This is a genomic window from Chryseobacterium lathyri (assembly GCF_019970085.1).
Lineage (GTDB): Bacteria > Bacteroidota > Bacteroidia > Flavobacteriales > Weeksellaceae > Chryseobacterium > Chryseobacterium lathyri.
Map to the genome: position 1 here is coordinate 22,789 of NZ_JAHXYG010000007.1, position 11,926 is coordinate 34,714.

12 protein-coding genes are annotated in these 11,926 nt (G+C 38.7%); all 12 read left to right on the forward strand.

Annotation, left to right across the window (positions count from 1 at the left end; translation table 11 throughout):
• The first annotated feature begins 36 nt into the window (after positions 1–36).
• The 12 genes from LC418_RS20280 to LC418_RS20335 all read left to right on the forward strand — a co-directional run bounded on the left by LC418_RS20280 (position 37) and on the right by LC418_RS20335 (position 11,855).
• A complete protein-coding gene (locus LC418_RS20280) occupies positions 37–546 on the forward strand; it encodes an NADH-quinone oxidoreductase subunit NuoE family protein (RefSeq protein WP_040996940.1) in 510 nt (169 codons plus the stop codon).
• Positions 547–558: 12 nt separating this feature from the next.
• On the forward strand, positions 559–1,917 hold the full coding sequence (nuoF, locus tag LC418_RS20285) for an NADH-quinone oxidoreductase subunit NuoF (RefSeq protein WP_111960061.1): 1,359 nt from the start codon (positions 559–561) through the stop codon (positions 1,915–1,917).
• 7 nt (positions 1,918–1,924) lie between these two features.
• A complete protein-coding gene (locus LC418_RS20290; RefSeq protein ID WP_111960059.1) occupies positions 1,925–2,803 on the forward strand; it encodes a hypothetical protein in 879 nt (292 codons plus the stop codon).
• Between the two features lie 43 nt (positions 2,804–2,846).
• Positions 2,847–3,845, forward strand: a complete 999-nt coding sequence (locus LC418_RS20295) for an NADH-quinone oxidoreductase subunit G (protein WP_111960057.1) — start codon at positions 2,847–2,849, stop codon at positions 3,843–3,845.
• Between the two features lie 92 nt (positions 3,846–3,937).
• On the forward strand, positions 3,938–5,002 hold the full coding sequence (gene nuoH / locus LC418_RS20300; protein WP_111960055.1) for an NADH-quinone oxidoreductase subunit NuoH: 1,065 nt from the start codon (positions 3,938–3,940) through the stop codon (positions 5,000–5,002).
• A gap of 112 nt (positions 5,003–5,114) precedes the next feature.
• The gene (locus LC418_RS20305; protein ID WP_111960053.1) at positions 5,115–5,672 is read left to right on the forward strand and encodes a NuoI/complex I 23 kDa subunit family protein; all 558 of its coding nucleotides are present in this window, start codon (positions 5,115–5,117) and stop codon (positions 5,670–5,672) included.
• On the forward strand, positions 5,672–6,169 hold the full coding sequence (locus LC418_RS20310) for an NADH-quinone oxidoreductase subunit J family protein (RefSeq protein ID WP_111960051.1): 498 nt from the start codon (positions 5,672–5,674) through the stop codon (positions 6,167–6,169). Before LC418_RS20305 ends, LC418_RS20310 begins: the two co-directional genes overlap by 1 nt.
• Before the next feature lie 4 nt (positions 6,170–6,173).
• Positions 6,174–6,503 (forward strand): NADH-quinone oxidoreductase subunit NuoK, encoded by a 330-nt coding sequence (gene nuoK, locus LC418_RS20315; protein WP_034703571.1) that lies wholly within the window; start codon positions 6,174–6,176, stop codon positions 6,501–6,503.
• Positions 6,504–6,506: 3 nt separating this feature from the next.
• Positions 6,507–8,420 (forward strand): NADH-quinone oxidoreductase subunit L, encoded by a 1,914-nt coding sequence (gene nuoL, locus LC418_RS20320; protein ID WP_223560454.1) that lies wholly within the window; start codon positions 6,507–6,509, stop codon positions 8,418–8,420.
• Positions 8,420–9,913, forward strand: a complete 1,494-nt coding sequence (locus LC418_RS20325) for a complex I subunit 4 family protein (protein ID WP_111960049.1) — start codon at positions 8,420–8,422, stop codon at positions 9,911–9,913. Before nuoL ends, LC418_RS20325 begins: the two co-directional genes overlap by 1 nt.
• A 161-nt stretch (positions 9,914–10,074) precedes the next feature.
• A complete protein-coding gene (locus tag LC418_RS20330) occupies positions 10,075–11,460 on the forward strand; it encodes an NADH-quinone oxidoreductase subunit N (RefSeq protein WP_111960047.1) in 1,386 nt (461 codons plus the stop codon).
• 149 nt (positions 11,461–11,609) lie between these two features.
• Positions 11,610–11,855, forward strand: a complete 246-nt coding sequence (locus LC418_RS20335; RefSeq protein ID WP_223560455.1) for a hypothetical protein — start codon at positions 11,610–11,612, stop codon at positions 11,853–11,855.
• The last annotated feature ends 71 nt before the right edge of the window (positions 11,856–11,926 follow it).

An 11,926-nucleotide genomic window follows, 5' to 3' on the forward strand; every position in this document is an offset into this window, starting at 1 on the left:
TTTCTTTGTTCTTTACTCTTTAATCTTAGATAAAAAATGAGCGAAACAATAGCTTTTAAACCGGAAAGTTTAGAACAGGTACACAAAATTATCGCAAGATATCCTGAAGGAAGACAAAAGTCTGCTCTTCTTCCTGTACTTCACTTAGCACAGAAAGAATTCGGAGGATGGTTAGACGTTCCTGTGATGGATTATGTTGCTGAATTATTAAGTATTAAGCCAATTGAAGTATATGAAGTAGCTACTTTTTATACCATGTTCAATATGAAGCCGGTTGGTAAATATGTTTTGGAAGTGTGCAGGACAGGGCCTTGTATGGTTTGCGGAAGCGAAAAGATCCTTGATCATATCAGAACCAAGCTGAACATTAAAGACGGAGAAACTACTGAAGACGGTATGTTTACCCTAAAACCTGCTGAATGCCTCGGAGCTTGCGGATATGCACCAATGATGCAGTTAGGAAAATTCTTTCATGAAAATTTAACGATAGAAAAAGTAGACGAAATCCTTGATCTTTGCAGACAGGGACAGGTTGCTTTAGATTAATTAAAATATACGATGAGTAAAAAACTTTTACTTAAAGATGCACATATAGAAGGTATTCGCTACTTTGAAACTTACCGCAAACAGGGAGGTTACACCGCAGCAGAAAAAGCCTTGAAAATGACCCCCGACGAAATTCTTGAAGAAGTAAAAGCTTCAGGACTTCGTGGACGTGGTGGAGCCGGATTCCCAACAGGAATGAAATGGAGCTTTCTGGCAAAACCGGAAGGCGTGCCAAGACACCTTGTTGTCAATGCTGATGAATCTGAGCCGGGAACTTTCAAAGACAGATATCTGATGGAGTTTCTTCCTCATTTGCTGATCGAAGGAATGCTTATATCCTCTTACTGTTTAGGTTCCAATGTTTCTTATATCTACATCCGTGGAGAATACTCATGGATTCCTGATATTTTAGAAGAAGCGATTGAAGAAGCCAAAGCAGCAGGATTTTTAGGTAAAAACATCTTAGGAACCGGTTTCGACTGTGAAATTTATGTTCAGAGAGGAGGAGGAGCTTACATCTGTGGTGAAGAAACTGCATTGCTTGAATCCCTTGAAGGTAAAAGAGGAAATCCAAGGTTAAAACCACCATTCCCGGCTGTAAAAGGACTTTGGGAAAGACCAACGGTGGTAAACAACGTGGAATCTATTGCAGCTATCGTTCCGATTATTGATATTACAGGAGCTGAATACGCAAAAATAGGAGTTGGAAGATCTACAGGTACAAAATTAATTTCTGCTTGCGGAAATATCAACAAACCTGGAGTTTATGAAATTGATATGACGATCACTGTTGAAGAATTCATCTATTCTGATGAATACTGCGGTGGTATCAAAGACGGGAAAAGACTGAAAGCCTGTATTCCTGGAGGAAGTTCCGTTCCTATCGTTCCTGCCAATTTATTGTTGAGAACCGTAAACGGAGAGCCTAGATACATGAACTACGAATCACTGGCAGATGGTGGTTTTGCTACCGGAACCATGATGGGTTCAGGAGGTTTCATCGTTTTGGATGAAGATCAGTGTATCGTAGAACATACCATGACTTTGGCAAGATTCTACAATCACGAAAGTTGCGGACAATGTACCCCTTGCCGTGAAGGAACGGGATGGATGTACAAAATTTTAAAGAAAATTGAAAAAGGAGAAGGAAAAATGGAAGACATTGACCTTCTTTGGGATATACAGAGAAAGATCGAAGGAAACACGATCTGTCCTTTGGGTGATGCAGCAGCTTGGCCGGTTGCAGCAGCGATCCGCCATTTCAGAGATGAATTTGAATGGCACATTAAAAACCCTGAGCTGTCTCAGACACAAAATTATGGATTGGCTAATTATGCTGATCCGATTCCGGCTGTTGAAAAAAATGCATAGCTAAAAAATGAAGAAGTTATTGGTTGTCGGCTTAATGATGTCGGGGTTTGCTTTCGGGCAGGTAAAACAAGATACATTAGACAAAGAATATAAACTGGAGGTAGCTCCAAAGAAAGAGAAAAAGCAGAAACCCAATCCTTTGAGCAAGAAAGGTCAGGTGTTTGTTTTTTACGGATGGAACAGAGGAGCTTTTAGCAATTCCGATATCCATTTTACAGGAAACGGTTATGATTTCCAGCTGAATAACGTACAGGCAAGAGATAAACCTACCAAGTTCGGAATCGTTTATATCGATCCAAGCTGGTTTACCGTAACGCAGTACAATTTCAGACTGGGATATTTTATCAAAGATAATTTAGCCCTTGTTTTAGGGATAGATCATATGAAATATGTAATGAAACAGGACCAGACGGTTGATTTTTCAGGTACAATTTCAGATCCTAAATATGCAGGAATGGTACAGAACGGACAGGTTAATTTAGCTGATACACAGTTTCTTACTTTCGAGCATACAGACGGGCTTAATTATGAAAATTTGGGTCTTGAGAAATACAGGAACCTTATTCATAAGAAAAATATAGATCTGGTATGGTCTTATGGAGCAGGAATCGGGGTGATGTTTCCTAAAAGTAACATCAAGCTTTTTGGAAATGAAAGAAGCGACCGTTTTCACGTTGCAGGTATGGGAACCGATCTTAGAACCAGCCTTAACATGGTTTTCTGGAAAAACTGGATGATCAGGGCAGAGGCAAAAGCAGGATATATCAATATGTGGGATATTAAAACTACATTAAATAACAAGCCGGATAAAGCCCGTCAGGATTTTGTTTTCGGACAGGTCCTTGCAGGAGTCGGATATACATTTAACACGAAGAAGTATAATTAAAATATAGCTTAACGCCTTAAAAGCATAAGCGAAAGCATAGAATATGAGCGAAGAGGTTAAAAAATTCAAAATAACTATAGACGGACAGACTACTGAAGTTTTGCCTGGAACTTCTATTTTGGAAGCAGCCAGACAAATCGGTGGAAAATCTGTACCTCCTGCAATGTGCTATTACAGCAAATTGGAAACCAGTGGAGGGAGATGTAGAACTTGCTTGGTTGAAGTTTCAAAAGGTTCCGAAGCAGATCCGCGCCCTATGCCAAAACTAGTCGCGAGTTGCAGAACTAACGTGATGGATGGTATGGAAGTGAAGAATCTTTCTTCCGAAAAAGCTCAGGAAGGTAGAAAAGCCGTTACCGAATTTCTATTGGTGAACCACCCTCTGGACTGCCCTATCTGCGACCAGGCCGGTGAATGTCACCTTCAAGATCTTGGATATGAGCATGGAAACCTTGAAACCAGAACCGAATTTGAAAGAAATACGTACGAAGCAGATGATCTTGGTCCTAATATCAAGCTGAATATGAACCGTTGTATTCTTTGTGCAAGATGTGTATTGGCTGCCAACCAGTTAACAGGTGAAAGAGAACACGGAATTCTATTCAGAGGAGATCACGCTGAAATTTCTACTTATTTAAATAAAGCTTTGGATAACGACTTCATCGGAAACATTATTGATGTTTGTCCGGTTGGAGCCTTAACAGACAGGACTTCCCGTTTTGCAAGCAGAGTCTGGTTCACAAAACCAATGAATGCTACCTGCAAATGTGATAAATGTTCAGGAAAAGCCGTAGTTTGGATGAAAGGTGATGAAATCATAAGAGTTACTGCCAGAAAAGACCAATGGGGAGAGGTGGAAGAATTCATCTGCGACACTTGTCGTTTCGAAAGAAAAGAACTTTCTGACTGGAATATCGAAGGTCCTAGACATATCGACAGACACTCAGTAATTTCATTGAACCACTATGAAAAACCAAAGGATGAGCTAAGAGTATTAGACAATCCTATGGCGAAAGAAATCAGTGAAAAAGACGAAAAATAATTAATAAGACATCAGATTTCAGACACCAGACTTCAGACAATAGATTTTAAATCTGATATCCAGCATCTGACATCTTAATATCTAAATAAAAAATGGATTTACTAACATTTAAACTTATACTTGTACTGGCACTTTTCCTGCTGTCTCTTACGATAGCCGCCTACTCTACCTGGGCAGAAAGAAAAGTAGCGTCTATCATGCAGGATAGAATTGGTCCCAACAGAGCCGGACCTTTCGGATTGCTGCAGCCTCTTGCTGACGGTGGAAAGTTTTTCTTTAAAGAAGACTTTACCCCTGCCAATGCAGAAAAATTTCTTTTCGTGTTGGGACCGGCATTGGTTATGTTTATTTCACTAATCACAGGAGCAGTTATTCCTTGGGGTAAAAGTTTAAATATTGCAGGTACTTCTTTTGATTTACAGGTTGCCAACATCGACGTTGGGGTACTTTTCATCATCGGAATGGCCTCAATCGGTGTATACGGAATCATGATCGGAGGTTGGGCTTCGAATAACAAATATTCATTATTAGGAGCTATCCGTGCTTCTTCACAGATGATTTCTTACGAATTGGCGATGGGATTAGCTTTACTTTCTATCATTATGATGACGGGAAGTTTAGACTTAAAAGAAATTACTGAAAGCCAAACGACAGGAAAACTTTGGGGAGTTATTCCCTGGGTTTCCGGACTGAACTGGAATATTTTCTATCAGCCAATCGCTTTCCTTGTATTCTTTGTGGCAGCTTTGGCAGAAACCAACAGACACCCTTTCGATTTACCTGAATGTGAATCTGAGCTTGTAACAGGATATTCTACAGAATACTCATCAATGAAGTTAGGTTTATACATGTTCGGTGAATACGTAAACATGTTTATCTCCAATGCTTTCATGGTCGTTCTTTTCTTCGGTGGATACAACTATCCGGGAATTGAATGGGTAACTCAGAACTGGGGTGAAAACGCTGCAGGAATTTTGAGTATCGTAGCATTCTTAACAAAAACGGTAATCGGAATTCTGATCTTCATGTGGATCAGATGGACGCTTCCAAGATTTAGATATGACCAATTGATGCACTTAGGATGGAAAACGCTTATCCCAATGGCATTGGTAAACCTGCTGATTACAGGAGCTGTAATTTTAGCATTTGCAAACTAGAATAATTTGAAAATGAGATGATGTGATGATGTGATAATTTGGTGATCCGGGTAAGAACTTCCCGCTTCCATCTTTTAACATCTAACGTCTAACATCTAACATCTATAATTAAATGAAACTTACAAACAGATCAAAAGTTGTTTCCAATAAAGAAATGACCCTTGCTGAAAAAATCTACCTTCCTGCTATCTTTACAGGGATGGGGATTACATTCAAGCATGCTGTAAGAACCGTGATAAAAGGAGCTCCCGCAGTATATTCGTATCCTGAGGTACAAAAGCCAAGAACTACCATCTGGAGAGGTCAGCACGTTCTGAAAAGAGACGAGGAAGGCAGAGAAAGATGTACAGCTTGTGGACTTTGTGCTGTAGCCTGTCCTGCAGAAGCTATTACGATGACTTCTGCTGAAAGAACGAAGGAAGAAAAACACCTTTACAGAGAAGAAAAATATGCATCAGTATATGAAATCAATATGCTGAGATGTATTTTCTGCGGAATGTGTGAAGAAGCCTGTCCGAAATCTGCTATCTATCTTACAGACAGATTGGTAGATGTGGAAACTAACAGAGGTTCTTTCATCTACGGAAAAGATAAGTTGGTTGAAAAAATAAATGAAAGGATTGACATTACGACAAGACAGTCCGAGAAACAAAAAAATGCGGTAAAATAATGGATCAGATTTTATTTTTCTTGGTGGCGTTTTTAGCAGTGGCAAGTGCGGTTTACTTTGTGTTTGCAAGAAATCCTCTTTATGCTGTTTTGTCATTAATTGTTACGATGTTTTCCATTGCAGGGATGTATATCCTTCTGAATGCACAATTCCTTGCCATCATCCAGATTATAGTGTATGCCGGAGCCATCATGGTATTATTCCTTTATATCCTGATGATGCTTAATCTTAATAAAGAAGACGAAAGTAAGAAGGGCAATACTTTAAAATTTGTCGGAGTTTTTACAGCCGGTCTTTTATTAATTGGGGTTTTAGGCGTATTCAGAGGTGTTCAGGACAACCACATTGTTGTTGAAAATGTAGACAAAGGTGTGGGTCTTACGAAAAATCTGGGAAGGCTTTTGTTTAACGAATATGTTTTGCCGTTTGAGCTTGCATCCATCCTTATTTTGGCAGGTATTGTAGGTGCGGTATTAATCGGTAAAAAAGATTTATAAAATTATGGGAGAAGTAAATACATTTATACAAAGCGTCCCTCTGAATTATTTCATCATTCTTTCTTCAGTATTGTTCTGTCTGGGAGTATTGGGAGTATTGCTGAGAAAAAACGCTATTGTTATTTTGGGCTGTGTAGAGCTTATGCTGAATTCTGTAAACCTTTTATTGGCTGCTTTTTCAGCATATAAAGGAAACGGAGACGGACAGCTTTTAGTTTTCTTCATTATGGTGGTAGCCGCCGCTGAAGTAGCGGTAGGTCTGGCAATTATTGCTATGCTGTATAGAAATACCCGTTCTGTGGATGTAAGTATATTTAATAAATTAAGAGGATAAGGAATGGAAAATTTAGTGTATGCAATAGTACTTTTACCACTTTTAGGGTTTCTTATTAACGGTTTATTCGGGAAAAATCTTCCAAAAATATTCGTAGGCTCTCTGGCTACAGCAATGGTTTTCGGATCTTTCTGTATCGCGGTAAGTCTTTTCATGAATATGAATTCTGAAAGCCAGCCGGTTATCGTAAAAGCATTTGAATGGTTTACAGTAAACGGAGTTCAGATCAATTTCGGATTCCAGATTGATCAGCTTTCTTTGATGATGGTAATGATCATTACAGGGATTGGATCTTTAATTCACCTGTATTCTATCGGATATATGAGCCACGACAAAGGTTTCTATAAGTTCTTTACTTATCTGAATCTTTTCATCTTCTCTATGTTACTTTTGGTAATGGGAAGCAACTACCTGATCCTGTTCATCGGATGGGAAGGTGTAGGTCTTTGTTCTTACCTGTTGATCGGATTCTGGTATACCAACGAAGAATACGGTAAAGCGGCAAGAAAAGCTTTCATCATGAACAGAATTGGTGACCTTGCTTTATTGATCGGTATTTTCATGATCGCTTCTCAGACCAATGCTGTAGATTACCTTACAGTAGCACAGAACGCTTCAAAATTTGAATTAGACGGAACAGTAATTATCTTTATTACAGCCAGTTTATTTATCGGGGCTACCGGTAAATCAGCTCAGGTTCCTTTATATACATGGTTACCGGATGCGATGGCCGGACCAACTCCTGTTTCAGCGTTAATCCACGCAGCAACGATGGTAACTGCGGGTATCTACTTAGTAGTAAGATCAAACTTCTTATTTACTTTGGCACCTACGGTTCAGGGAGGAATTTTATTCATCGGATTCTTAACAGCTGCTTTGGCTGGATTCTATGCACTTCGTCAGAACGACATCAAAAAAGTATTGGCCTACTCTACCGTTTCACAGCTTGGATTTATGTTCATTGCTTTAGGATTGGGAGCTTATACTACAGCGATGTTCCACGTAATGACACACGCATTCTTCAAGGCTTTATTATTCCTTGGAGCAGGTTCTGTGATCCACGCGATGAGCAACGAGCAGGATATGCGTTTCATGGGAGGTCTGAAAAAATACATTCCTATTACACACGCTACTTTCCTTATCGGAACATTAGCCATCTCAGGTTTCCCTTTACTTTCAGGGATGATCTCAAAAGACGAAATTTTAGTAGCAGCATTCGCTAAAAACCCTGTCTACTGGGTAATTTTATTTGCTTTAGCGGCAATGACTGCAACCTATATGTTCAGACTGTACTACCTGACATTCCACGGAGAGTTCAGAGGTACGGAAGATCAAAAGCATCACTTACACGAAAGCCCTTCCAATATGACCCTTCCGTTGATCGTTCTGGCTATCCTTTCAGTACTTGGAGGTTTCATTAACCTTCCTCACTTCATAGGACACGGTCATTATGCAAAATTAATGGAATGGCTGAAGCCTGTTCTTACTGAGCAAAGTTATAACCAGATGGAAGCGACTCTTTCGGGAGTTCCGTTTGGTACCGAAATGATATTATTGGGAGCTACAGTGCTGATGTTCTTCTCCGTATGGTTTATCGTAAAAAATACCTACGTAAAAAAGAAAAAGATGGCGCTGGCAGAAGAAAGCTATACCGGATGGGAAAAGCTTTCTGCTAAGAAATTATATGTAGACGAACTTTACAATGCATTGATTGTAAAAACTGTTGAAGGATTAGGACGCGGAGGAAAGATGTTTGATAAAGGGATCTTAGACCGTTTTGTAGACTTCGTAGGCGAAGGCGCTGAAGACAGCGGAAAAGCGATGAAGCGTATCCAAAACGGAAATGTAGAGACTTATATTCTTATCATGTCTTTAGCAGTGGGAATTATACTGATTGTTAACTTTATATTACAATAATGTCTGGTTTATTATTAACATTATTACTATTACCTCTAGTAGGTTCGGGATTAGTTTTTGCATGGAAAAATAAATCCAGCAAATATTTGGCGTTGGGAATTGCATTAGTCCAGATGCTTATTACTTTCTACATCACAGCGGATTTTAATTTTAATCCAACGGTAGACAGTGTATTGCAGCACGAGATCAATTATCCTTGGTCGCAGTTTATTAAAAGCTCACTTCATTTCGGAATTGACGGAATGAGTCTGCTTCTTTTATTGTTGACCAATATTTTGACGCCCATCATTATTTTATCTTCTTTCAACGAAAATGTAAGCTACAGAAATACATTCTACGGTCTGATCCTACTCATGCAGTTCGGTCTTGTTGGAGTGTTCACTTCTTTAGACGGACTATTATTCTATATTTTCTGGGAAGTAACTTTGATCCCGATCTGGTTCATTGCCGGACTTTGGGGCCAGGAAAACAAAAGATTTGAATTCACTACGAAATTCTTCGTCTATACATTCGTTGGGTCATTATTTATGTTAGCCGGATTGATCTATGTGTACAACCATTCTGCATCATTCGCTTTAACAGATCTATATAATGCTCAGCTTAATGAAGCACAGCAAACGGTGGTATTCTGGTTTATCTTCTTTGCATTTGCAGTGAAATTACCGGTATTCCCTTTCCATACATGGCAGCCGGACACGTATACCTACTCTCCTACTCAGGGATCCATGCTTTTATCAGGGATCATGCTGAAGATGGCGGTGTACGGGGTTATCCGTTACCTTCTTCCAATCACCCCGCTTCCTATTGCCGGCATTTCAGGGCAGATTGTAATTATCCTGGCTATTGTAGGAATTGTTCATGGTGCACTGATTGCCATCATCCAGACCGATATGAAGAGAATCATTGCATATTCTTCTTTCTCTCACGTAGGATTAATGGTAGCAGGGATCTTCTCTTCTGCAGTGATCACTTTAAGAGGAACATTCAATATCGAAGGAGCTGAAGGAGCATTGGTACAGACTTTTGCCCACGGTATCAACGTAGTTGGATTATTCTACTGCTGTGATATTTTATACAAACGATTTAAATCAAGAGATATCAGACAAATGGGAGGTTTAGCGAAAGTAGCCCCTAAATTTGCCGTTTTGTTCCTGATTATTATATTAGGTTCAATGGGAGTTCCATTGACTAACGGATTCATCGGAGAATTTATCCTGTTGAAATCGGTATATGATTTTAACGGTTTGGCTGCAGTGATCGCAGGTCTTACGGTAATTCTTGCTGCTGTATATTTATTGAGATTCTACGGAAAAGCAATGTTTGGTGAAGGAAATGAGGCTGTTCTAAGTACTGTAAAAGATTTATCTGCAGTAGAGTTTTCCGTATTGGCTAGCATAGCGGTTTTTGTAATTGTATTTGGTATCTTCCCTCAACCGATAATCGATATGGTGAATAGTTCGCTGACGTTTATCTACACAGCGATGGCCAGCTAAAAAATTAAAAGATTTAAAAATTAAAAAATTAAGAGATTAGAGAAGAGTAAAAAGAAAGGAAACAAGGAGATTAGGGACGTGAGATGATTCTACTGAACTTAAAACTCTGAATCTTAAACTTTAAACTCTCAACTTAAAATCTCACATCTCAAATCTATATTATGAGTGTTTTAATTATTGTTTTCCTAACGGCAGTTATTGCGTTATTTTCAGGAGTTTTTGAACAGGGAAAATTCGCAAGATACATTGGGATTTTAGGATTGATCGTCGCTTTATATGTAAGCTTCTTACCTGAATGTGCTTTCTTCGAAAAGTACAGACACATGTATGAGTATACTGCAAATACAGCGTTATTCACCAAAATATCTATTGTAACAACCTTATTGTTATTCTTCCTGGGAGGTTTTGCATTCAGCAACCACAGAAGCCACCAGTCAGAATTATATGCACTGATGCTTTTTGCATTATGCGGAGGAATTATCCTATTTGGATTCCAGAATATGGTTACTCTTTTCTTAGGAGTAGAAATTCTTTCCATTCCGTTGTATGTAATGGCCGGTGCCAACAAAACTGATTTAAGATCTAATGAAGCTTCGATCAAGTATTTCCTGATGGGTGCATTTGCAACAGGTTTCTTACTGTTTGGTATTGCATTTATTTACGGAAGTACCGGAAGTTTTGATTTATATAAGATCCAGGATTTCGGAGTTAAAAACCCTAAAGACGTTATGTTCATTTTAGGAGTTCTTCTTATTCTTTGCGCACTGGCATTCAAAGTAGCATTGGCACCCTTCCACATGTGGAGTCCTGATGTATATTATGGAGCCCCTTCACTCATCACTGCATTTATGGCGAGTGTGGTAAAGATCTCAGGATTCTTTGCTTTATTCAGATTAATGACGATCGGATTTGGAGGTGTTACTGAAGAATGGATCAATGTGTTTGGCGTATTCCTGATCATCACATTACTTTTAGCCAACGTTATGGGTCTTGCCCAGACCAATGCCAAAAGAATGCTCGCTTACTCCTCTGTTTCCCACGCAGGATACATTGGATTGGTTTTCTTTGGAATGACGAGCCTTTCTACTTATAATTTAGCGTTCTATTTATTTGCTTATGCTTTATCAACGGTAGGAGTTTTCATGTGTTTGATTTATGTTGAAAAATTAAAAAGAGAAACCTCTTTTGGAGCTTTCAAAGGATTGGCAAAGTCTGAACCTCTATTGGCCACAGCTGCGGCGATCTCTATGCTTTCAATGGCAGGAGTTCCGCTAACAGCCGGTTTCATGGGGAAATTTGCTTTATTCTCCCAGGCAATGAATTCAACGCACGGAGTTTTCTTAGTATTGGTAGCTGTATTAGGTTCTGCAGTATCTATTGCCTATTATTTAAGACTGATTATTTCAATGTTCTTCTTCAAAGAAACAACATTCAAATCTTCAGAAAAAGTAACCCTTACTTACAATATTGTAGCGGTATTTGTAATTGCATCAATTATCATATTAGGAGTTTTCCCTGATTTGTTTGCTAGACAGTTCGGATTATAAAATCTCAACATAAAATATACAGAAGCACAACTTTTTCGGTTGTGCTTTTTTATGTTGGTGCCAAATACTATTGCTCCCCTTATTATAAAAATTGAGTTTTTATTTTAAATATCCCGGAAAACAGTTAAATTTGAATACCATAATCCATTATGAAAAAAATCCTGATCACCTTATTTATCGGTTTACTTATGTCTGCAATTGTTTTTTTCGTCACCAAGGATAAAACAGACATGGCAAATGATCGAATGCTTATCGCAGCTATCGCCCTCATATTTACAGTTCCGCTTATGAAATTTCTGTTTCCAATAACCAGGGAATTAAAAATTGGAACTTTAGAGTTTTATCCTAATCTTTTTCGCAAAACTGCAGAATTTTTCAAAAAAGAAAAGAAGTAACAGATAATGCTTTATCTATATCTGAATTTTGTTTAAGAAAAATAAGCAAAGCTCTTATAAAGATGGTTTTC

Excerpts from the sequence above, each read along its gene's own strand:
- LC418_RS20305 (WP_111960053.1), top strand. The coding sequence starts at position 5,115 with ATGAAACTTACAAACAGATCAAAAGTTGTTTCCAATAAAGAAATGACC.
- LC418_RS20290 (WP_111960059.1), top strand. The coding sequence starts at position 1,925 with ATGAAGAAGTTATTGGTTGTCGGCTTAATGATGTCGGGGTTTGCTTTC.
- nuoK (WP_034703571.1), top strand. The coding sequence starts at position 6,174 with ATGGGAGAAGTAAATACATTTATACAAAGCGTCCCTCTGAATTATTTC.
- LC418_RS20325 (WP_111960049.1), top strand. The coding sequence starts at position 8,420 with ATGTCTGGTTTATTATTAACATTATTACTATTACCTCTAGTAGGTTCG.
- LC418_RS20330 (WP_111960047.1), top strand. The coding sequence starts at position 10,075 with ATGAGTGTTTTAATTATTGTTTTCCTAACGGCAGTTATTGCGTTATTT.
- nuoH (WP_111960055.1), top strand. The coding sequence starts at position 3,938 with ATGGATTTACTAACATTTAAACTTATACTTGTACTGGCACTTTTCCTG.
- LC418_RS20335 (WP_223560455.1), top strand. The coding sequence starts at position 11,610 with ATGAAAAAAATCCTGATCACCTTATTTATCGGTTTACTTATGTCTGCA.
- nuoL (WP_223560454.1), top strand. The coding sequence starts at position 6,507 with ATGGAAAATTTAGTGTATGCAATAGTACTTTTACCACTTTTAGGGTTT.
- LC418_RS20295 (WP_111960057.1), top strand. The coding sequence starts at position 2,847 with ATGAGCGAAGAGGTTAAAAAATTCAAAATAACTATAGACGGACAGACT.
- LC418_RS20280 (WP_040996940.1), top strand. The coding sequence starts at position 37 with ATGAGCGAAACAATAGCTTTTAAACCGGAAAGTTTAGAACAGGTACAC.
- LC418_RS20310 (WP_111960051.1), top strand. The coding sequence starts at position 5,672 with ATGGATCAGATTTTATTTTTCTTGGTGGCGTTTTTAGCAGTGGCAAGT.
- nuoF (WP_111960061.1), top strand. The coding sequence starts at position 559 with ATGAGTAAAAAACTTTTACTTAAAGATGCACATATAGAAGGTATTCGC.